Source organism: Parahoeflea alexandrii (assembly GCF_027214025.1).
Classification (GTDB): Bacteria; Pseudomonadota; Alphaproteobacteria; order Rhizobiales; family Rhizobiaceae; genus Hoeflea; species Hoeflea alexandrii_A.
This window is the reverse complement of record NZ_JAPWHB010000006.1, coordinates 152524-173879: the sequence shown is the minus strand read 5'-3', so window position 1 is coordinate 173879 and position 21356 is coordinate 152524. Positions and strand designations below refer to the sequence as shown.

The following is a 21356-nucleotide window of genomic DNA, read 5'->3' as shown; positions in this document are numbered from 1 at the left end:
GTCAGTTCGTCGCTCCAGCCTTCGGTTTTAGTGCCGAGGGGTTGATCGTCATGCGGACCTGGTCCTGAAAGATGATGACGCGGCCCTTATCTGTCATCTGCATGGATTGCGCAACCACGGAGGCTTCGCCCGAACTTATCGAGACAGGTGCATCCGAGGTCAGGGCACCGTTGGCCAGATCGATGCTGGCGGACTGGAGGTTCGCCGACATGCCGCTCTGGCTGGTCACCGAGAAAGGCTTGTCGAACACAAGCGTCTGGGCCGTCCGGTTGTAGGTGCCGTTGGCCGCGTTGAGAACCGCCTGGTCGCCATCGGAAACCGGCAGGTCGGCGAAGATATCCTCGAGCACGATGATCTCGGGCGACGTCAGGTCCTGCACTGCGCGTGCGGCGCGCATCGTGTAGGGCCGCGCACCCGGGCCCTGGCCGCTCATCACCGGGCTCTGCATGACGAGCTTGCCGTCCTTGATCACCACGGATTCGATCCCCACCCCTTCGGGCACCAGATTGTCGAGCCAGGAAACGATGACGAATGCCACGACAGTGAAGGCAGCGGCCAGCGGCAACAGGATCTTGAGCACTCTGACCAGCCGCGAATGGGCCTGCGCGCGCTGGTACTCGGCATGCGAACGCCCGGCATAGCTGCCGCTGTCTGGCATTTCGGAGACTGGCGATGCGGTCATTCGTTCCTGCAGTCCTGGTGGCTGTCGGCACCAGATAGGGTCAGATCGGGTCCCGGTCGAGCATGGGGCTGCTGCCTGCCCGGGTGTCGGTTGCGGTCGGCTTCGCATGCCAATATGGTGACAATGCGAAGCAGTTGCCAGAGATTGCCACGCCGCGCCGACAATGGCAAAAGCAAAGCTGAGGCGGGACAGGACCGAAGCCGCCGACCCTGCCAAGCTGCGGTAGACCTGTGCCCCAACCCACCATCGGAGGACCACGCGTGACCGACCCGGACATTCTTGCCGATCGACGCCGGATCCGGCGCAAGCTGAGTTTCTGGCGGTTCATGACCATTGTCGTGGCAATCGCCCTGGCGGCAGGACTGTTTGCCCGCTTTCAGGGGACAGGGCGGCACGGCGATCACATCGCCCGCATCGACATCAGCGGCGTCATCACCGACGATCAGCCGCTGCTCGACCTGATCGCGGACGCCGCGGAGAACGATGCGGCGAAGGCGCTGGTGGTGTCCATTTCGTCGCCCGGCGGCACCACCTATGGCGGCGAGCGCATCCACAAGGCTCTGGTCAAGGCCGGCCAGTCGAAACCGGTGGTGGCCGACATCCGCACGCTGGCGGCCTCGGCCGGCTACATGATCGCCGCATCGACCGATCACATCGTTGCCGGCGAGAGCTCGATCGTCGGCTCGATCGGGGTGATTTTCCAGTATGCGCAGGCCCGCGAACTGCTCGACAAGATCGGCGTGCGACTGGAAGAGATCAAGTCCTCGCCGCTGAAGGCCGAACCCTCGCCCTTCCACGAGGCGAGCGAGGAGGCCAAGGCGATGATCCGGTCGATGGTGCTCGACAGCTATGACTGGTTTGTCGACCTGGTGGCGGCGCGGCGCGAGATGGATCGCACCCAGGTGCTGGCGCTGGCGGACGGCTCGATCTTCACCGGCCGGCAGGCGCTGACCAACGGACTTGTCGACGCGCTCGGCGGCGAGACGGAAATCCGCGCCTACCTGAAGAGCCGCGATATCGACGACACACTCGACTTCGTCGACTGGAAACCCACGGACGAAACCGCGAACCTGTTGCTCGGCACCCGCCTGGCGAGTATCGTGCGGCAGTTCCTGGGCTTTCCCGTGTCGCTGTCCAGTGAGATCGACCGGCTGTCGGGCGGCAAGTTGTTCCTTGACGGCCTTGTGTCTGTTTGGCAGGTTGGCGGCCAGTCGGAGAGTTTCGAGTTGGGGCGAGGAAAATGATCAAATCGGAATTGGTTCAAGCGGTTGCGGCGCGCAACCCGCATCTCTATCACCGGGATGTCGAGAATATCGTCAATGCCGTACTGGATGAGATCACGGATGCGCTGTCGGAGGGGAACCGCGTCGAATTGCGCGGGTTCGGCGCATTTTCGGTGAAGAACCGTCCGCCGCGCTCGGGCCGCAATCCGCGCACCGGCGAACCGGTGTTCGTCGAGGAGAAGTGGGTGCCGTTCTTCAAGACCGGCAAGGAGCTGCGCGAGCGGCTCAACCCTGACGACAAGGACTGAGACCGAACGACGAGGGCCGCGCTTGCGCCGGTTGCAGCACACACCTATCTGAGGGGGATCAGCCAGGCGGCCTGGGCGGTGACGCCGTCACCCCGCTTGCCGCCATCAATTGCATGAACGCGCGGGCACGCCTCAGGCACCCCGGGCTCTTGAAAGACTGGATCAAGACATGATCAAGCGCATCATCGCACTGGCCGTTTTCGTGCCGCTCGGCATCGTTCTCATCATGCTGTCGGTGGCCAACCGCCAGGCCGTGACGCTGGCGCTCAACCCGTTCGATCCGGCGGACAAGCTCTTGTCGGTGACCTTGCCGTTCTTCGTGTTCCTGTTCGCGGCCCTGATCGTCGGCATGATCATCGGATCGCTGGCGACCTGGTTCAAGCAGGGCAAGCACCGCAAACAGGTGCGGGCCAAGACCAGTGAAGCGGTGAAATGGCGCACCGAGGCCGATCGCGAAAAGGCCAAGGCCCAGCAGATCGCCGCCGCCCTGCCGGCGCCGGAAAAGCGCTCAGCTGCCTGAGAGGCGTGGCTCAGGCCGGCAAAAGGCCGGAAGCGCCGGTCAATGCCGGCGCGGTTTACGTCATGTCGGGATAGGCACCGTCCACCGGCTTCGAGAGCTGCAGGTCGGCCTGCCGTATCTCATCCCGAATTGCCCGAAAGGCCGGGCGGAGCGAGAGCTCTGCAAACCAGGCCATCAGGTTCGGCGTGGCCTGCAGCGACGGGCCGCCGAGCCGCTGGTTGAACAGCAGCATCATGAAGATCGCGATGTCGGCGGTGCTCAGGGCGTCGAAGAAACGGCCGCGCTCACCGAGCACCTGCCCGAGCCTGGCGCATTGGGCGGCGATTTCCCTTCCGGCCTCTGCAGCGCCGCGTTCAAGCTCCGCCCAGTGCTGCTCGTCGTCGGGCCGCGGACCGGTTCTGTACATCAGGGCGCGCAGCGGCACGATCATGACTTCATCGGCGTAAAGCTCCAGCTGGCGGCAGCGGGCGCGTTCGGCCGGGGTTGCGGGCATCAGCGCGGGTCCGGGACAGGCGTCCTCGAGATACTCGAGGATGACGGTCGAATCGTAGAGCGTCAGGTCGCCGTCCTGCAGCACAGGAACCTGCCCCTTCGGATTGGCCACCATCACAACCGGGTTTCGGGGCCGGTAGCCGGCCTCCTGGGTGAACGAGACCATGATCCTCTCGAATGCGATCGCCTTCTCGCGCAGCGCGATCTCGACCTTGCGGGCATAGAGGCTCAGCGGACCGGAATAGAGTTTCATGGCGGTTCCTTGTCAGACGGGTTCGCAGGGTCGGATGACAGCGGGACATCCGCCATTCACACCCGGCCTGCCTACCATTGCCATGGTGACAGGAAGTGACAGCAGACTGCCCCTTGCCGCCCGACAGGCCCTGCATCCGCCATTCGATCAGTGCGCATGGTCGTGGCCATGGCTTGCCAGAGCGCCCAGATCCTCGCCGGAGCGGTATTCCCGCCAGGCCTGGACCAGAATGAGCTGGGCGGAGCGCAGGAACAGTCCGGCCATGATGATGGCGACGACGAGGTCGGGCCAGGCGGATGCGGTGACCCAGACGGCGGCGCTCGCCAGCATGACCGCGACATTGCCGATGGCGTCGTTGCGCGAACACAGCCAGACCGAGCGCACATTGGCGTCGCCGTCCTTGTAGCGCATCAGAAGCAACACGCTGGCCAGGTTGGCGGCAAGCGCGAGAATGCCGATCACTCCCATGATCTCGGCCTTGGGAACGCCGAGGATGAGGATCTGGTAGGCGGTGGAGCCGAACACCCAGAACCCCATCAGCAGCAGGCTGACACCCTTGAGCAAGGCAGCTGTGGAGCGGACCTTGAGGCTCATGCCGATGACCGCAAGGCTCAAGCCGTAGGTGAGCGCGTCGCCGAGAAAATCGAGCGCATCGGCCTGCAGCGCCTGCGAGCCCGCCAGCCGGCCAGCCGACATCTCGACCACGAACATCGCCGCGTTGATGGCGATCACGGTCCACAGGATGCGCTTGTAGGACCGATCCATGCCGTCAAATCTGGGATTGCCGGCGCATCCGCACGCAGAGGTGTCGGCGTTGCATGACTGCTCGGCGGCGGGGTGTTGATGTGTCATTTCATTGTCCTTGCCTGTCGGTTCGGAACAAATATAATCTCTCTAGCGGCTATAGGTTCAAGGGGTATTCTGCATGTTTTCCATCGGCGAGCTTTCCAAACGCACCGGCGTGAAAATTCCGACCATCCGCTACTACGAACAGATGGGGCTGATCGCCGCGCCGGAACGCTCCGAAGGCAACCAGCGCCGCTATTCGAAGGACGGTCTCAAGCGCCTGTCCTTCATCCGCCATTCCCGCCAGCTGGGATTTTCCATCGACGACATCAGGGGGCTTCTGGAACTGAGCCAGCACCCGGAGAAGCCGTGCCGCGACGCCCACAACATGGCGGCGCGCCGGCTTGAGGACGTGCAGGCCAGGATCGCGAAGCTCAAACGACTGGAGCACGAGCTGAAGCGGATTTCGGGCTGCGATGCCGACAACATTGCGGACTGCGCGGTGATCGAGACACTGGCCGACCACGGCCTGTGCGAAACGGACCACTGAGCCAGAAGGCATCGGATCCGTCTTTGCGGCGATCCCTAATCGTCCCGGATCGCCTGAGGCCCATCGGCCGCTGGCCGCCGGCCTGTTGATGCACATCAAGGAAAAGCAGCCCGGCGCAGGACATGCTGAGAAGCGGCAATCCGGGTGGCCGCAGGAGATGCAATGGACAGGACATCATCGGCGCGCAGATGGCTCGTGACCGGTCTGGCCGGTGCCGCTATCGCGGTGGCAGCGGGCCTGACCGCCTGCATCGCAGACATGAACCGCATCACTGAACGCCTTGCCTCAGGCAGCGATCTGGTCGCGACGCGCCACGGTCCGATCGAGTTCACAGCCTGGGGCGACGGCCCCGCCGTGCTTGTCGTGCATGGAGCGGGCGGCGGTTACGACCAGGGCCGACTGCTGCCGATGATGTTCGGCGGCGACGGATACCGGTGGATATCGGTGTCCCGGTTCGGCTATCTGCGCTCGCAATTGCCTGAAGACGCCTCAACAGTGTCGCAGGCGGAGGCCTTCGCCGATCTCATCGATGCGCTGGGCGTCGACAAGGTCGCGGTGCTGGCGATGTCCGGTGGGGTTCCGCCGGCACTCCAGTTCGTCCGGCTATTCCCGGAGCGGACGTCCGCACTGGTGCTGTTGTCCGCGGCGCCCTATACGCCGCTGACCGCTGCGGACCAGGATCTCGCCATCCCGGCCTGGGTGTACCAGGCGCTGTTCAGCTCGGATTTCATTTTCTGGACCGTTGTCAGGCTGTTCCCGTCCCAACTGGATGCGTTCTTCGACGTCAGCGCGGAGGCGCGCGCGCATCTGAGCAAGCAGGACCAGGCCTTCGTTTCGGGACTGGTCGACGCCTTCCTGCCCGTCACCGGACGGGTTGCAGGCCTGCGCAACGAGGGAGCGGCAATCGATCCGTCGACCGGCTACGATCTCTCGGCAATCAAGGCGCCGACGCTGGTGGTGCACGCGCAGGATGATGGCATCAACCCGTTCGCGATCGGCGTCCAGACGGCTGAGAGCATTGCCGGCGCCGAGTTGATGGCGCTGCCGGATGGCGGGCATCTGCTGCTCGGACATGCGGACGAAATACGGGACCGCATCGGCACCTTCCTGCGCGCATCCTATACCGCGCCCGCGGAACTGGACCCGAAGGCGTCTCCCTGAGAGACGCCCGATCGCGGACTTGCAGCAGGACTTTGCGACGAGGAGACGGATGGCGCAGCCTGGCTACCGGATCGGCGCCGGCTCGCCCGGCGAGCCCTACGCTCCCGCGGCCTTCGCACTCACCACTTCATTGAACTTGGTGAAGAACTGGCCGGCGAGCTTTTTCGAGGTGGAATCGATCAGGCGAGAGCCGAGCTGGGCGATCTTGCCGCCGACCTGGGCGTTCACCACATAGCTCAGAACGGTTTCCGTGCCGTCCTCGACGAGCTTGACATCTGCACCGCCCTTGGCGAAGCCGGCGATGCCGCCCTTGCCCTCGCCGGAGATGGTGTAGCTTTCCGGCGCATTGATGTTTTCAAGCGTCACCTCGCCGGTGAACTTGGCGGATACCGGGCCGATCTTGATCTTGACCGTCGCCGACATTTCGGTGTCGGAGCTCTTTTCGAGGCTTTCGCAGCCGGGAATGCACTCGCGCAGCACATCGGGATCGTTGAGCGCCTCCCAGACCAGCTGGCGCGGGGCGGCAATGCGTTCTTCGCCGTTCATTTCCATCGGACATATTCCTCCCTGAATGCTGCCCTATCTATGCAAACCGAAAACGGCTTTGCCAAGTGCATATCGGATTGCTATGTCCAAACTCACTTGAAATCCACGGCCATGCCGCCGCCGAGGCGCTGACCGCAGACAACGACTGGACATTTCGGATTTTGGCCGACAAGCGCACCCAGAAGCTACGACGCGGCGGCCCCGGCCAACCGGGGGATGCCAGACCGAAGGGCGGCAGACCCGGAGGCGGCAAGCCGCGTGAGGACAAGCCCAGGGACGCCAAGCCGTGGTCAAAGCCGGCCCAGGCCGGGCCGCAGCAGGACAAGCGCGCGAGACCGGAGCGCAAACCGGCGGAGCGTCAGACTGCCGAACGGCGAATGGACACCCAGCCGCAAGCGCCGATCCGGCCGCTTAACAAGCGGCAGGGCGCACTGCCACGCCAGACCGCGCCGCTGATCCTGGAAACCGGCAACGAGGACGGCTACCAGCTGCTCGACATGGGGCTGAACGAGGCCGGCCAGGGCGAGAAGCTCGAACAATATGGCAGCCTCAGGATCGTCCGCCCGGAAGCGCAGGCGCTGTGGGGCCGCGGGCTTCCGGATGCAGAATGGAACAAGGCAGACGCGGTGTTTACCGGCGACACCGACGAGGACGGCATCGGCCGCTGGGCATTTCCCAATGTACCCTTGGGCGAAACCTGGCCGATGAAACTGCTCGGCGTCGACTTTCACGGCCGGCTGACCTCGTTCCGCCATGTCGGGGTGTTTCCCGAGCAGATCGCCCATTGGCGCTGGATGGCGGACCGGATCACGGAAGCCAAACGGCCGCTGAAGGTGCTCAACCTGTTCGGCTACACCGGCGTCGCCTCGCTGGTGGCGGCCAAGGCCGGAGCCGAGGTCACCCATGTCGACGCGTCGAAGAAGGCGATCGGCTGGGCGCGGGAGAACCAGGCGCTGGCGCGCCTCGAAGACAGGCCGATCCGCTGGATCTGCGAGGATGCGATGAAGTTCATCGCCCGCGAGGAGCGCCGCGGCAATCGCTACGACATCATTCTCACCGATCCGCCCAAATTCGGCCGCGGACCGAACGGAGAAGTCTGGCAGCTGTTCGAACACCTGCCGCTGATGCTCGACATCTGCCGCGAGCTGTTGAGCGACAAGCCGGTCGGGCTGGTGCTGACGGCGTACTCGATCCGGGCCTCGTTCTACGCGACGCACGAATTGATGCGCGAGACCATGCGCGGCGCCGGCGGACGGGTGGAATCGGGCGAACTGATCATCCGCGAGAGCGGCAAGCCGGACACCGACGAGTGCCGGGCGCTGTCGACATCGCTTTACTCAAGGTGGTTGCCGCAATGAGCGATCCTGAAGTTTCAAAAGGCGGCGCGGCGCGGGTCGGGCAGGTCAAGGACATCACCAGCCTCTCCAATCCGATCATCAAGGACATCCGTGCGCTGTCGATGAAGAAGCATCGCGACGAGAGCGGCACGTTTCTCGCCGAGGGGCTGAAGCTGGTGATCGATGCGATCGATCTCGGCTGGACCATACGGACGCTGATCTACGCCAAGGCACAGCGCGGCAAGGGCCAGGTCGAAAAGATCGCGGCGCTGACGGTGGCGCGCGGCGGGCTGGTGCTGGAAGTGAGCGAGAAGGTGCTGACCGCGATCACGCGGCGCGACAATCCGCAGGCGGTGATCGCCGTATTCGACCAAAAACTCGAAGCCCTCGGCGGCATTTCGCCGGCGCGGGACGAGACCTGGATCGCGCTCGACCGGGTCCGCGACCCGGGCAATCTGGGCACCATCATCCGCACCGCCGACGCGGCGGGCGCATCCGGGGTGATCCTGATCGGCGAAACCGTCGATCCGTTCTCGATGGAAACGGTGCGCGCCACCATGGGATCGGTGTTCGCGGTTCCGCTGGTGCGGGCCAGCGAGGCGGAGTTCCTGAACTGGACGAAGAAAACCGGCGCTCTGGTGGTCGGCAGTCACCTCAAGGGCAGCGTCGACTACCGGACGATCGGTTACAAGGGCCAGCCGGTGGTGCTGTTGATGGGCAACGAACAGCAGGGCCTGCCCGATACGCTGGCCGGCGCCTGCGGCAAGCTGGCGCGGATTCCGCAGACCGGACGGGCGGATTCGCTCAACCTGGCGATTGCCACAGGCGTCATGCTGTTCGAGGCGCGCAGGCATCTGCTCGAACTTGGCGAGCCCGGCGCATGAGCGGAAGCGTGAAGACTCCATCGGCGCTCAGCCGGATCGTGCCGATGATCTCGCTTGTCGGGGGCGCGGTTGCGATCGACCAGGCGATCAAGTGGCTGGTCGAGACCCGGCTGCCGTTTCACGAACTGGTGCCGGTGATCCCGATGTTCGCGCTCTACCGCACCTGGAACGAGGGGATCGCGTTTTCGCTGCTCAAGGGTCTGCCCGATTCTGGCCTGCTGGCGTTGACGCTGCTGGTGATCGTCTTCGTGCTTTATCTGTGGTGGCGGACACCTTCGGACCGCGGCATTGCGCATCTGGGCTTTGCGCTGATCATCGGCGGGGCGCTCGGCAACCTGATCGACCGGGCCGTCTATGGCCACGTGGTCGACTACATCCTGTTTCACACAGAGACCTGGTCGTTTGCGGTCTTCAACCTGGCCGACAGCTTCATCAGCATCGGCGCCACGCTGATCGTGCTCGATGAAGTGATCGCCACCATCAGCGAGCGCAAGAAAAGAACCTGACAATCCAGCCAGCACACTGCCCTTGATCTTGAGATCCGAGCGGGCCAGTCTGGACCAACATTAGTAGAGGAGCTTCCATGCAAGACCGTTTCAAGGGCATTCTGCTCACACGCGACGAAAACAAGGTGATGTCAGTCAATGTGACCGAGCTTAGCCTTGACGATCTGATGGAGGGCGACGTGGTCGTCGAGGTCGAATGGACCACCATCAACTACAAGGACGGCCTGGCGATCACCGGCAAGGGACCGGTGGTGCGGCGCTGGCCGATGGTGCCCGGCATCGATTGCGCCGGTACGGTGGTCAGTTCCGAAAACGAGCGGTTCAAGACTGGCGATAAGGTGATCCTCAACGGCTTCGGCGTCGGTGAAGTGCACACAGGCGCCTATGCCGCCTATGCGCGGCTGAAAGGCGACTGGCTGATCCCGATGCCCGAGGGCATGAACGGTCGTTCGGCGATGGCGATCGGCACCGCCGGTTACACCGCCATGCTGTCGGTGATGGCGCTCGAACGTCACGGCATCACGCCCGGTCGCGGCCCGGTGGTGGTCACCGGCGCCAATGGCGGCGTCGGCACCGTGGCGATCGCCGTGCTGGGCAAGCTCGGCTACGAAGTCATCGCCTCGACCGGACGCACCGAGGAAGCCGATTTCCTCAAGAGCCTCGGCGCCTCGGAGGTCATCCATCGCGACGAACTTTCGGGCCCGGCCAAGCCGCTCAACAAGGAGCGCTGGGCCGGCGCGGTGGACGCAGTGGGCAGCCATACGCTGGCCAACGTGTTGTCGATGACCTCCTACGGCGGCGCGGTGACGGCCTGCGGCCTGGCGCAGGGCATGGATCTGCCGACATCGGTGGCGCCGTTCATCCTGCGCGGCGTCTCGCTGCTCGGCATCGATTCGGTTATGGCGCCGCTGGCGCTCAGGCAGGAGGCCTGGTCGCGCCTTGTCGCGGACCTGGATCTCGACAAGCTCGAGGCGCTGTCGACCGAAATCGGCTTTGACGGCATCGTCGACGCCGCGCATTCGATCATCGACGGCAAGATCCGCGGACGCGTGGTTGTCGACATGAAGAAGAGCTAATGCGCAATCTCTAAAATTTGACGGTTTCGCTGAAGTCTTTGCTCACGGGGCCCGTGCTATCACGGGCCCATGATGACAGAACCGCTACGACTGCAACAAACCCTCCAGCAAGCCCTGAGCAATCAGACGGCCGCGCAGGCGAGCACGCTGCACGCCGATCCGGCGGCAAGGCATCCGGTTCCCGACGTGTTCGTGGACAGCGAGCGGGCACAGCAGCCCCCGGTCCATTCCGCCTCGAGGCCGCTGTTTGCGGTCGCCGCGGCGCTGACCGCGGCGGCGGTTTCCGTGGCTTTCAACGCACCGGCCCTGTTGCTCGCCTCGGTCGCGGGCATCGCCATCTACGCTGCAGTCCCCTTGCTGCAGCGTTCGTTCAACGGGCCTGCATCCGCGAGCCCGGCACGTTCAAGACCGGACGCAAGCGGCTTTTCCGAACACGAGATCGACCGCAAATGGGAACTGGGCGAGTTTTCGGACCAGCTCGCCGGACTCTTCGATGCGCTTGGCGACATGGTGGTCGTCTGCGGCCTGAACGGCCAGATCATCTATGCCAACGAGACATTCAAGGAAGCAACCGGGTTTGACAATCCGGTCGGCCTGACGCTGCCCATGGCCGGCATCGAACCGGCAAAGACCGAAGGCAACGGCGCTTCCGAACTGCTGCTCGGCGAAGGCGACGGACAGACGATCTGGACCTGGCATGAAACCATGGCCCGCGATCCGGTATCCGGCCAGATCACCCGGCAGTGTATCGGTCGGAACATCACCGAGGCCAGGCACACGGAAGCCGAGCTGGTCGAGGCACGCGAGAAGGCGGAGGCCGCCAACCACGCCAAGTCACGGTTCCTGGCCACCGTCAGCCATGAAATCCGCACGCCGCTCAACGGCATTCTCGGCATGACGCACCTGCTCGCACAGACCCAGACGACGCCGGAACAGGCAAGCTACCTGAAGACCGCGAGCGAATCCGGCATGGCGCTTCTGTCGCTGATCGAGGATCTGCTCGATGTGACGTCGATCGAGGCGGGCCGCCTGCACCTGCGGCACGAGGAAGGCAACCTCGAAGACCTGGTCAACGGCGTCTGCGAACTGATGGCGTCGCGCGCCCATGAAAAGGGCATCGAGATCGCGGTCCATGTTGCGCCCGAGGTGCCGCGCATGATCACCTCGGACATCGGAAGGTTGCGGCAGGTGCTGTTCAACCTCGTCGGCAACGCCATCAAGTTCACCGAAACCGGCGGCGTGCTGATCGAGGTGACGCGCGAGGACAAGCAACTGGCGTTCATCGTTTCCGACACCGGTCCGGGACTGAAGGAGGCCGACCAGGCCCGCATCTTCGGCGAATTCGAACGCGCCAACAACGGCCCCACCCGCAAGCATGGCGGAGCCGGCCTCGGGCTTTCCATCTCGGCCCGCATCGTCGAAGCGCTGGGCGGTGAAATCGGCGTGACCTCGACGCCGGGCCAGGGCAGCACCTTCCGCTTCACGGTGCCGGTCAGGGAACTGGCAGTGCCTGAAGGCGGCGCACCGGTGCGCGGCCCGCTTGCCGACCGCGCCGTGCTGGTGATCGCTCCGCGCGGCCCGGTTTCAACCGCACTGCTGTGGACAATCCGGGATCTCGGCGGGATTGCCGAGACCGCGGATGACTCCGAGAGCATGATTGCCGCGCTGACACGGCTCTACCGCTCCGGCGCGGGACTGAGCGACATCATCGTCGACCGCCGCATTGCCGAGCGCGCAGACACCCTGCTGGCGACGGCGCCAACCGAACTGCCGGCCGGCATCGAACGCACGCTGGTGATCGCCCCGGAAGACAGCCGAGACCTGGATAGCCTTGCTGGCCATGGCGCCAACGCCTGGCTGGTGCGGCCGGTCCGCCGGGCATCGCTGATCAATGTGCTGACCCGGCGCGACGACCGGGAGGATCGCGACCGGCTGCACTCAAAGCCGCGGCCGGTGATGCTGGAGCGGTCTTCCGACAATCCGACGCTCGACATCCTTCTCGCCGAAGACGATCCGGTCAATGCGCTGGTGGTGCGCACCAACCTCGCCCGCCAGGGTCACCGTGTCACCGTGGTCGTCAACGGCCGCGAACTCGTGAACGAGGCGATGGAGCGCCCCGGCGGCGTGGCGGGCTATGACCTGGTGATCACCGACCTGTCGATGCCGGAGCTTGATGGGCGCAGCGCCATCCAGATGATCCGTGCGGAGGAAGCCGCAGGCCAGCTCGCCCGGTTGCCGATCATCGTGCTGACCGCCGATGGCCAGGCCTCGACCGCCGACGAGTTGCTGGCCGCCGGCGCTGATGGACACGCGGAGAAACCGATCGATCCGGAGTGGCTTCTGCAACTGGTGACGATGACTGCAGGAAAGAAGTTGCGCGCAACGGGGTAAGGCCCGCGGCGCACGATCAGGCCTTGTCTTGCGGCCCGGCACCGGTTTTCCGGCTGTTCTGTTTCGATCCGAACACAGATTGACCTCCAAAATACCACATACGGGATGGCAAATGTCACTCGGATGTCGCAGAATCATGGTTGAACCCCGGCATCACCACTCGGGAGATTACCCATGGAAACGCAATTGCATCAGCCTTTGTCCACTCCATTCCTCGCTCCTATTGCCGGTTTCAAACCGACGAGCCAGGTTCTCGGCCGCATCGGATCACTGGAAGTCCGGCTTGCAGCAACGCGCAGCGAAGTCGAAGCAGCGCAGGCGCTGCGCTACCGGGTCTTCGTCGAGGAAATGGGCGCCCGGCTTCCCGAAGACGCCATGCGGCAGAAACGCGATTTCGACAGTATCGACCGCTACTGCGATCACCTTCTGGTGCTCGACACGGCGCTGACAGGCGATGTCGAGGAGCAGATCGTCGGCACCTACAGGCTGCTCAGGCAGGAGGTTGCCGCCCGCCATGACGGTTTCTATTCGCAGAACGAATTCGATGTGGTCGACCTGGCCGCGCGCAATTCGGACAAGCGGTTCCTGGAGCTCGGCCGGTCCTGCGTGCTGAGCACCTACCGCACCCGCCGCACGCTGGAAGCGCTATGGCAGGGCAACTGGGCCTATGCGCTTGCCCACGGCATCGACGTGATGTTCGGCTGCGCCTCGTTTCCCGGCGACAGGCCTTATGCGCATGCGCTGGCGCTGTCGTTCCTCAACCAGACCGCCTCGGCCACTGTCGACTGGAAAGTCCGGGCAATCGCCGGCCGCGGCCTGTCGATGGACATGATGCCGGTCGAGGCGATCAATCCGCGGGCGGCGCTTGCGGCAATGCCGCCGCTGGTCAAGGGCTATCTCAGGGTCGGCGCGCTGGTCTCGGACGAGGCCGTGGTCGATACGGCCTTCGGCACCACCGACGTGCTGGTGATCCTGCCGGTCAAGCAGATCAACGGCCGCTACATCAATCACTACGGCGCCGACGCCTCACGGTTTGCCGCCTGATCAGAACAACGATCTCTGGGCGAACCCGGCTGAGTTAATCCCCGATTGATCAGGTCGGCACGCGGTTGCCGCAAACTTTCCATTTGCCTTTAGCCTCCCGCAAAGGGTAGGGCAAAGCACGTCGAAGGGTTGGCCCGGGCCAACCTTAATTATGCCGTGCCATTGCGAGGGGCCAATGGGCTACAATATCCTGCAGTTCTTTCTGCCTTTCACAGCCTATCCCTACAAGGGCGAGGCGGTGCCGTGCCCTGCCTGCGGACATGAGGCGAGCAAACCCCTGGTCTCGCTCGACCGGCGGCTGAAGCGGTTGCCGACCTGCATGTGCGGGCATTGCGGGCTGCTCTACACAAATCCGATGCCGACGGATGCCGAGCTCGCGACCTACTATCAGGATTACTACCGCTTCGACTACCAGGCGGCCACGACCGAGCCGAAGGAACGGCATCTGCGCAAGCGTCGGGCCGAGGCCGCCAGGCGCATCGCGCAACTCGAAGGCCTGCTGGATCCCGGTGCGCGGACGCTGGATTTCGGCTGCGGCTCCGGCGAATTTGTCGGCGGCATGCTGGAGAAGGGATACGATTCCCACGGTTTCGAACCCGGCGACACCTATGGCAGCTATGCCAGGTCGCTGTATGGCGAACGGATCACCGTGGCCGGCTGGCAGGACATGAAGTTCGACACGCCCTTCGATCTTGTTACCTGTTTTCATGTGGTGGAGCACCTGCGTGACCCGGTTGCCGCCATGCGGCAGATGGCGGAGTGGACCGTTCCCGGCGGGCTCGTCTATGTCGAGGTCCCGGATCTCGGGACCACCGACCCCAACAAGGGATTTGGCGCACTGCACTTCGCCCACCTGACAGGCTTCAACCGGCACAACCTGGTGGTCGCCGCCGCCCGCGCCGGATTGAAACCGGAACGGATCATCGATCCGACCGGCATCATTTTCCGGCGGGCTGAAATGGATGCGGACATCGTCGAGAACGAGGCGCGCCAGGGCCGTGAGCTGTCAGAGCAGCTCTATGGCAGCGGACGCATTGTTTCGAGCTATCTCAGGTATCAGGCCAGCAAGCTGACCGGCTCACGCCGGTCGAGACGGTAAGCCGGCGATCACGCCTTCCGGCCGACGGCTTTCTTCCAGAGCAAGCGCAGGCCACGGCGGATGAACCGGTTGATCTCGAGATGGGCACGATAGGGGAATACAGTCAGGTAACGGGCGGGTGAGAGCTTGACGCGCTTGGCCGTGACCTGGATCTGGGTTTCCATGCCGGTGTTCTGATCGATCGGCACCGGCTCGACGAAGACCGATCTCAACCCCATCAGGTATTCGATGTCGAATGCGATATCCCAGGCCACCCGTATCGGCAGCAGTTTCTTGAGGAAGACTTCGGCGCAGCGGCGGTTGACCACGTAGCCGCCGGCGCCCTTCTCGCGCGTCAGCGCAATCGCCAGGGAATGCGTCCCGTCGAGCTTGCGATAGGGGACCCGGATACCGGAATTGACCGTGGATAGTCGCAGAATGTCCCATTCGCCTCCATCGGCGATGGCAGCCTTGATGAGGGCGGACAGATCGGCGGGAAGACGGCAATCATCTTCGAGAATCAGCGCGTAGTCGGCGGAGCTGGCAAGGAAGGCCCGCAGGCAGGCGATATGGCTGAGATAGCAGGCAATTTCACCGTCGTGGAAGCCGCGGCCATGCAGCAGCCTGTAACCGGTGGCATCGAACTCCGGAACCGATGCATCGATCTTCATCCGGTCGACGGCCGCGATGCGTTCATAATCGATCCCGAGATCGCGAAGCTGCGCATCCATGAACCTGAACCGGTCGACCGCGCGATCAAGATTGATCAGGTATGTCTTGAATGGCTTTTCACCGTGCATTGCCAAGCCTTGTCCCCGGGCCGCCGATCTTTCGGGCATCCCGCTGTTTGTCTCCGCGCCCGAACCGCGATCCCTGGTTCAATCCCGCCCCACGGGATCCAAGGGGTGAGATACCAAAATCGGGCAACCGGGGCTAGGGCCGATCATCTTTAGCTAAAAGCGATTTGATGGACAGGATTATTCGTGTCCGCCGGGAAAAACAGCAAGTGCGATACAGCGCATTGTGCGAGGATTCTGACGACGCTGGCGCGGAAATGACGTCCAAGCCCTACGAAGACGGTCAGTTAGACCAAGCTCAGGCGATTCCAGCTAAAGATGATCGCTTCTGGAGCTACACCCCGGTTATCGACTGACTGTGCGCGAACGATGCGCTGACAGGCACTCGTCCTGGGCCGGACATCCGCCGCTGACCAGCTGTATTTAAAGGATAATTAACCATAAACAGCCAGTCTGGGGCGTCATAGCGTACGCGAACCAGCGTGGAGCCAATCCGCTGCGTCTGCTGCAAGTCAAGAAATGCGATGTGAAGGTTTGAGTTCGTGCAGCAATTGCGAGAGATCCGGCAGCCAGAAGACTGGCGTGCGCCAGCTGTGGACCGACCATGAAGCGGGTTGACCGGTTGCGGATCCGCAAGGACGAAGAAATCGCCACGCTTATGCAGACCGAGGCAGGCCAGGCCGAGTACTGGCGCCGGCTCGATGCGGAGTGCAGCGAGAGCCCGCTTATCGAGCTGCTGGAAGAGAGCCTCGGGCTGGAAGGCGACGTGATCGAGTGCGGCGTCTACCGTGGCGCCACTACGCGGCTGATGGGCCGCAGGATGCGTGACCTGGCGCCATCAAAGAAACTCTTCGCCTGCGACAGTTTCCAAGGGTTTCCCCAGGACCGGATACTCGACGCCGACCTCGGCCCGTTCCGCTTCCGCTTCAAGGTCCGCCGCAAGTTCAGGCACGCCTCCGACGTGCCCGAGCGGCTGATCGCCTATTTCGACGCCTACCGCATCAACGGCTACGTGGTGAAGGGCTTCTTTTCCGACACGCTGCCGCAAATGAAGCCGCGCAAGTACTGCTTCATGTTCATCGATTGCGACATCTACGAATCGCATCTCGACTGCCTCAACGAGCTTTACGAGCAACTGGTGCCGGGCGGTATCGTGGTGTTCGACGACTACGCCGAGCCGAAATGGCCCGGCGCCTCGCGCGCGGTGGACGAGTATTTTGCCGATCAGCCGGTCAAGCCGGAGCTGATCGATGGCGGCCGGAAGCCGCTCTGGTTCGTGCGCAAGCCGCTGGCCGAGGAAGAAGTTTACTCGATCCCGGAGCCGCTGCGGCTCTGCGGCTGAGACGAGCGCCATTCACCGAGCGGTATCTGTCCCGCGCTCGACAACCTTTCTAGCCGGGTGCGAAACCCGGCAGGTCGATGCCGAAGACCTGCGCCAGCAGCACGAAGTTGAGCAGCAGCACTATCGTGGCGCCGAGAATTGCCAGCACCCGCAGCAGAGGTCCGCTGGCGAATTCTCCCATGATGTCCCTGCGCCCGGCGAACAGGATCAAGGCCACCATCGGCACCGGCAGCGCGATGCTCAGCACCACCTGGCTCATGACAAGTGCATTGGTGGCGTTGACGCCGAGCGCCACCACGACGAAAGACGGGATCATCGTTATCAGACGGCGGAACCAGATGGGCAGGCGCCAGGTGGTGAAACCCTGCATGATCATTTGCCCGGCCATCGTGCCCACCACAGAACTCGAAACGCCCGAAGCAATCAACGAGACGAGAAAGACGCTGGCTGCAGCGCTTCCCAGCAACGGGGTAAGCAGGTGATAGGCGGTCTCGATCTCGGCCACTTCGCTGTGGCCGGAATGGAATGCGCTCGCCGCCATCATCACCATCGCCATGTTGACCATCCCGGCGATCGAAAGGGCCACCACGACTTCGATGTTGGAAAAGCGCACGACCTTGCGGCGCGCTGCCTGATCCGGAATGATCACCCGGTCCTGCATCAGCCCTGAATGCAGATAGATCGCATGCGGCATGACGGTGGCCCCGATGATCCCCACTGCGATGGTAACGGCATTGATATCGGCGAGCTCCGGCGTCACGACGCCATAGGCGGCGTCACCCCATGCAATCGGCGCGATGAAAATCTCGATGACATAGCTCAGGCCGATGATTGCCACGAGGGTTCCGATGATCAGCTCCATGGTCCTGAAACCGCGGGCCTCGAACAGCAGGATTCCGTAGGTGACGATTGCGGTGACCACCATGCCGGCCATTAGCGGCATGCCGAACAGCAGTGCCAGCCCTATCGCTCCGCCGAGAAACTCGGCGAGATCGGTGGCCATGGCGGCAATTTCACTCACCACCCACATCACCCAGACAACCGGCGCAGGGAAATGTTCCCGGCACAATTCGGCAAGATTTCTCCCGGTGACGATGCCGAGGCGGGCCGAGAGCGCCTGAAACAGCATCGCGATCAGGTTGGCGACAAGCACCACCCAGAGCAAGCCATAGCCATAGCCGGCGCCGGCCTGGATATTCGTGGCGTAGTTGCCCGGATCCATGTAGGCGACCGAGGCCACAACAGCCGGCCCAGCGAACAGCAAAGCTCCGCGCCCACGCCGGCCCTTGCCGGCGAGAACGTCCGCGAACGCCGCCTGCGTCCGTCCCGACAAGGTCGAATCCATCATTCAAGTCCTCAATCCGGTGCGCAGGTCATGAATATAGTGCTTCATGGTATTTTTAAAGCCTTGGCTACATTCTTGTCAACAAGGTTCAATTGAACGGCGCGATGTCAGAATCCTGGAGACAAAGGTTGCACCAACTTTTCAAAGTGTAGCCGTGTCTGTATTCTGTTTTTGCGATTTCAAACCCGGCAGACAGACGTGGGAGCAGATGGAATGACAAAGGACCCGGAAGACAACGATGCTCCTCCGAACCAGCCTGAGCGGTTCCAGCAGGCCCGCGCGGCGCAGGCCATGGCGATCCTTGAAGACTATGCCGAAATGATCAGCGACCTGATCGAGGAAATGGGCGAAGCGCGGATAACCGACATTGCCAGCCGGATGGGGGTCACCCACCCGACCGCCACCAAGGCCGTGGCCCGGCTGAAGCGCGAGGGCCTGGCGGTATCCCGACCCTATCGCGGCGTCTTCCTGACCGATGAGGGCGCCGACCTCGCCGAGCGTGTCCGGGCGCGGCATCGCACGGTTGTCGACCTGCTTGTTGCCGTGGGCGTGCCGCCGGAAACGGCGGAAATGGATGCCGAGGGACTGGAACACCATGTGTCGGAGACAACGCTCAAGGCGTTCGAGCGTTATCTCGATGCCGCCGCGGCGAAGTGAGCTTGCCGCGGCTTAATCCAGCTCTACAAACTCAGTTCGACGCGTTGTAGGCGGCGATGGCCGCCATGTTGACGATGTCGGAATCCTTGGCGCCCATCGAGACGATCTGGATCGACTTGTCGAGGCCGACGAGCAGCGGGCCGATCACGGTGGAACCGCCGAGTTCCTGCAGCATCTTGGTCGAGATCGAGGCCGAGTGGAAGGCCGGCATGACCAGCACGTTGGCTGTGCCCGACAGGCGGCAGAACGGGTATTGCTCCATCACCGTGGCGTTGAGCGCCACGTCGGCGGCCATCTCGCCATCATACTCGAAATCAACCCGGCGCTTGTCGAGGATCTTGACCGCGTCGCGCACCCGCTCCGAGCGCTCGCCGGTCGGGTGGCCGAAGGTGGAATAGGCCAGCATCGCCACCCGCGGCTCGTAACCGAGGCGCCGCGCCATTCCGGCTGCTTCCTCGGCGATGTCGGCCAGTTCCTCCGAATTGGGCATGTCGATGACCGCGGTGTCGGCGACAAACACGGTGCGGCCGCGGCAGAGCGCCAGCGACACGCCGATCATGCGATGGCCCGGCTTGACGTCGACGCAGCGGCGGATGTCCTCGAGCGCAGTCGAGTAGTTGCGCGTGGTGCCGGTGACCATCGCGTCGGCATCGCCGAGTGCGACCATGCAGGCGCCGAAATGGTTGCGGTCGGTGTTGATCAGCCGCTGGCAATCGCGATGCAGATAGCCTTTGCGCTGCAGGCGTGCGTAGAGATAATCGGTGTAGGCGTCCACCCGGCGCGAGACGCGGGCATTGACCAGTTCGATGCCGGGACGGTCGAGATCGATGCCTGCGAGCTTGGCGGTTTCGCGCATCTGCTCCTCGCGGCCGAGCAGGCAGGCGGTGCCGAGCCGCTGGTTCACATAGGACACGGCGGCGCGCATGACCTGTTCTTCCTCACCCTCGGCGAAGACGACGCGGCGCGGATGGCGGCGGACGCGCTCGTAAAGCCGCTGCAGCGTCGAGGCGATCGGATCGCGCCGGGCCGAGAGTTCCTGCGCGTAGGCATCCATGTTGAGGATCGGCTTCTGCGCCACGCCCGAATCCATCGCGGCCTTGGCGACGGCGACGGGAATCGCCGAGATCAGCCGCGGATCGAACGGCACCGGGATGATGTATTGCGGGCCGAAGCGCGGACGCACGCCCTGGTAGGCGGCGGCGACATCGTCAGGCACATCTTCCCTGGCGAGGGCTGCCAGCGCATTGGCGGCGGCGATCTTCATGTCCTCGTTGATGGTGGTGGCGCGGACATCGAGCGCGCCGCGGAAAATGTAAGGGAAGCCAAGCACGTTGTTGACCTGGTTGGGATAGTCCGAGCGGCCCGTCGCCATGATCGCGTCGTTGCGGATCCTGGCCACTTCCTCCGGCGTGATTTCCGGGTCCGGATTGGCCATGGCGAAGATGATCGGGTTCTTGGCCATCGAGGCGACCATTTCAGGGGTCAAAGCGCCCTTTGCCGAGAGGCCAAAGATCACGTCGGCACCTTCCATGGCATCGGCCAGCGAGCGTGCCTTGGTCTCCACCGCGTGGGCCGATTTCCACTGGTTCATGCCTTCGGTGCGGCCCTTGTAGATCACGCCCTTGGTGTCGCAGAGCGTGATGTTCTGCGGTGCAAATCCCATGGCCTTGACCAACTCGACGCAGGCAATGGCAGCAGCGCCGGCGCCGTTGCAGACCAGCTTGGTGGTCTTGAGATCTCGATCGGTCAGGTGCAGCGCGTTAATGAGGCCCGCAACCGCGATGATGGCGGTGCCGTGCTGGTCGTCATGGAACACCGGGATGTCCATGAGCTCGCGCAGGCGCTGCTCGATGATGAAGCAATCCGGCGCCTTGATGTCCTCGAGATTGATGCCGCCGAAGCTGGGGCCCAGGAACCGTACCGAGTTGATGAACTCGTCAACATTCTCGGTGTCGACCTCGAGATCGATGGAGTCGACATCGGCGAAGCGCTTGAACAGCACCGCCTTGCCTTCCATCACCGGCTTGGACGCCAGTGCACCGAGATTGCCGAGCCCGAGAATCGCAGTGCCGTTGGAAATCACAGCAACGAGGTTGCCCTTGGCGGTGTAGTCGAAGGCACGCGAGGGATCTTCGGCAATGGCCTTGACCGGGACGGCGACGCCGGGCGAATAGGCCAGCGACAGATCGCGCTGCGTCGACATCGGCTTGGTCGGGGTGATCTCGAGCTTGCCGGGCCGGCCGCGGGAGTGGAAATCCAGCGCCTCCTGATCGGTCACTGCTGAAATCGAGCGATCTGACTTGTCCGTCCCTGGCATGTGTCTCCATCCCGTTGTGGGCGACCTGATATATGGCGCCTCAACCCTGTTGTCTTTGTCC

The 21356-nt window shown here is 63.6% G+C and carries 22 protein-coding genes; 15 read left to right on the top strand and 7 right to left on the bottom strand.

Features of this window, described 5'->3' with window-relative positions:
- Position 1 precedes the first annotated feature (1 nt).
- Positions 2–682 carry an LPS export ABC transporter periplasmic protein LptC gene (lptC, locus tag O4H62_RS19995; RefSeq protein WP_269390543.1) on the bottom strand — a complete coding sequence of 227 codons (681 nt, stop codon included), beginning with the start codon at positions 680–682 and terminating at the stop codon, positions 2–4.
- A gap of 260 nt (positions 683–942) precedes the next feature.
- On the opposite strand from lptC, the gene sppA reads away from it, so the two are divergent.
- The 3 genes from sppA to O4H62_RS19980 all read left to right on the top strand — a co-directional run bounded on the left by sppA (position 943) and on the right by O4H62_RS19980 (position 2733).
- Entirely contained in the window at positions 943–1926 is a 984-nt protein-coding gene (gene sppA, locus O4H62_RS19990; RefSeq protein ID WP_269390542.1) for a signal peptide peptidase SppA, read from the top strand.
- Positions 1923–2213 (top strand): integration host factor subunit beta, encoded by a 291-nt coding sequence (locus O4H62_RS19985; protein ID WP_269390540.1) that lies wholly within the window; start codon positions 1923–1925, stop codon positions 2211–2213. The genes sppA and O4H62_RS19985 overlap by 4 nt, the downstream gene beginning before the upstream one ends.
- A 169-nt stretch (positions 2214–2382) precedes the next feature.
- On the top strand, positions 2383–2733 hold the full coding sequence (locus tag O4H62_RS19980; RefSeq protein ID WP_269390539.1) for a LapA family protein: 351 nt from the start codon (positions 2383–2385) through the stop codon (positions 2731–2733).
- A 55-nt stretch (positions 2734–2788) separates the two neighbouring features.
- Here the strand turns inward: O4H62_RS19980 and O4H62_RS19975 are convergent, their stop codons facing one another.
- Both O4H62_RS19975 and O4H62_RS19970 read right to left on the bottom strand, forming a co-directional pair.
- Positions 2789–3478, bottom strand: coding sequence for a glutathione S-transferase family protein (locus O4H62_RS19975; RefSeq protein WP_269390537.1), 690 nt, complete (start codon positions 3476–3478; stop codon positions 2789–2791).
- Positions 3479–3625: 147 nt separating this feature from the next.
- Positions 3626–4330, bottom strand: coding sequence for a cation transporter (locus tag O4H62_RS19970; RefSeq protein ID WP_269390535.1), 705 nt, complete (start codon positions 4328–4330; stop codon positions 3626–3628).
- A 73-nt stretch (positions 4331–4403) separates the two neighbouring features.
- On the opposite strand from O4H62_RS19970, the gene O4H62_RS19965 reads away from it, so the two are divergent.
- Positions 4404–4814 (top strand): MerR family transcriptional regulator, encoded by a 411-nt coding sequence (locus O4H62_RS19965; RefSeq protein WP_269390533.1) that lies wholly within the window; start codon positions 4404–4406, stop codon positions 4812–4814.
- Between the two features lie 162 nt (positions 4815–4976).
- On the top strand, positions 4977–5975 hold the full coding sequence (locus O4H62_RS19960; RefSeq protein WP_269390532.1) for an alpha/beta fold hydrolase: 999 nt from the start codon (positions 4977–4979) through the stop codon (positions 5973–5975).
- Positions 5976–6071: 96 nt separating this feature from the next.
- On the opposite strand, the gene O4H62_RS19955 is transcribed toward O4H62_RS19960, so the two are convergent.
- On the bottom strand, positions 6072–6527 hold the full coding sequence (locus tag O4H62_RS19955; RefSeq protein WP_269390530.1) for an SRPBCC family protein: 456 nt from the start codon (positions 6525–6527) through the stop codon (positions 6072–6074).
- Between the two features lie 155 nt (positions 6528–6682).
- Here O4H62_RS19955 and O4H62_RS19950 point away from each other — a divergent pair, with 155 nt between their 5' ends.
- The 7 genes from O4H62_RS19950 to O4H62_RS19920 all read left to right on the top strand — a co-directional run bounded on the left by O4H62_RS19950 (position 6683) and on the right by O4H62_RS19920 (position 14858).
- A complete protein-coding gene (locus O4H62_RS19950) occupies positions 6683–7879 on the top strand; it encodes a class I SAM-dependent methyltransferase (protein ID WP_269390528.1) in 1197 nt (398 codons plus the stop codon).
- Complete coding sequence (locus O4H62_RS19945; RefSeq protein WP_269390527.1) at positions 7876–8742, top strand: TrmH family RNA methyltransferase; 867 nt, start codon at positions 7876–7878, stop codon at positions 8740–8742. Before O4H62_RS19950 ends, O4H62_RS19945 begins: the two co-directional genes overlap by 4 nt.
- Positions 8739–9248, top strand: coding sequence for a signal peptidase II (lspA, locus tag O4H62_RS19940; RefSeq protein ID WP_269390526.1), 510 nt, complete (start codon positions 8739–8741; stop codon positions 9246–9248). The genes O4H62_RS19945 and lspA overlap by 4 nt, the downstream gene beginning before the upstream one ends.
- A gap of 77 nt (positions 9249–9325) precedes the next feature.
- Entirely contained in the window at positions 9326–10324 is a 999-nt protein-coding gene (locus O4H62_RS19935; protein ID WP_269390524.1) for an MDR family oxidoreductase, read from the top strand.
- A gap of 72 nt (positions 10325–10396) precedes the next feature.
- On the top strand, positions 10397–12715 hold the full coding sequence (locus tag O4H62_RS19930; protein WP_269390523.1) for an ATP-binding protein: 2319 nt from the start codon (positions 10397–10399) through the stop codon (positions 12713–12715).
- A 174-nt stretch (positions 12716–12889) separates the two neighbouring features.
- Positions 12890–13759 carry a GNAT family N-acetyltransferase gene (locus O4H62_RS19925; protein ID WP_269390522.1) on the top strand — a complete coding sequence of 290 codons (870 nt, stop codon included), beginning with the start codon at positions 12890–12892 and terminating at the stop codon, positions 13757–13759.
- Between the two features lie 175 nt (positions 13760–13934).
- Entirely contained in the window at positions 13935–14858 is a 924-nt protein-coding gene (locus O4H62_RS19920; protein WP_269390521.1) for a class I SAM-dependent methyltransferase, read from the top strand.
- A gap of 8 nt (positions 14859–14866) precedes the next feature.
- Here O4H62_RS19920 and O4H62_RS19915 read toward each other — a convergent pair whose 3' ends face one another.
- On the bottom strand, positions 14867–15637 hold the full coding sequence (locus tag O4H62_RS19915; RefSeq protein WP_269390519.1) for a glycosyltransferase family 25 protein: 771 nt from the start codon (positions 15635–15637) through the stop codon (positions 14867–14869).
- A gap of 167 nt (positions 15638–15804) precedes the next feature.
- On the opposite strand from O4H62_RS19915, the gene O4H62_RS19910 reads away from it, so the two are divergent.
- Both O4H62_RS19910 and O4H62_RS19905 read left to right on the top strand, forming a co-directional pair.
- Positions 15805–15990 carry a hypothetical protein gene (locus tag O4H62_RS19910; RefSeq protein ID WP_269390518.1) on the top strand — a complete coding sequence of 62 codons (186 nt, stop codon included), beginning with the start codon at positions 15805–15807 and terminating at the stop codon, positions 15988–15990.
- A gap of 248 nt (positions 15991–16238) precedes the next feature.
- Positions 16239–16976, top strand: a complete 738-nt coding sequence (locus O4H62_RS19905; protein ID WP_269390517.1) for a TylF/MycF/NovP-related O-methyltransferase — start codon at positions 16239–16241, stop codon at positions 16974–16976.
- A gap of 49 nt (positions 16977–17025) precedes the next feature.
- On the opposite strand, the gene O4H62_RS19900 is transcribed toward O4H62_RS19905, so the two are convergent.
- Positions 17026–18324 (bottom strand): Nramp family divalent metal transporter, encoded by a 1299-nt coding sequence (locus O4H62_RS19900; RefSeq protein ID WP_269390516.1) that lies wholly within the window; start codon positions 18322–18324, stop codon positions 17026–17028.
- A 210-nt stretch (positions 18325–18534) separates the two neighbouring features.
- On the opposite strand from O4H62_RS19900, the gene mntR reads away from it, so the two are divergent.
- Positions 18535–18978, top strand: a complete 444-nt coding sequence (mntR, locus tag O4H62_RS19895; protein WP_269390515.1) for a manganese-binding transcriptional regulator MntR — start codon at positions 18535–18537, stop codon at positions 18976–18978.
- Positions 18979–19009: 31 nt separating this feature from the next.
- On the opposite strand, the gene O4H62_RS19890 is transcribed toward mntR, so the two are convergent.
- Positions 19010–21295, bottom strand: a complete 2286-nt coding sequence (locus tag O4H62_RS19890) for an NADP-dependent malic enzyme (RefSeq protein ID WP_269390513.1) — start codon at positions 21293–21295, stop codon at positions 19010–19012.
- Positions 21296–21356 lie beyond the last annotated feature (61 nt).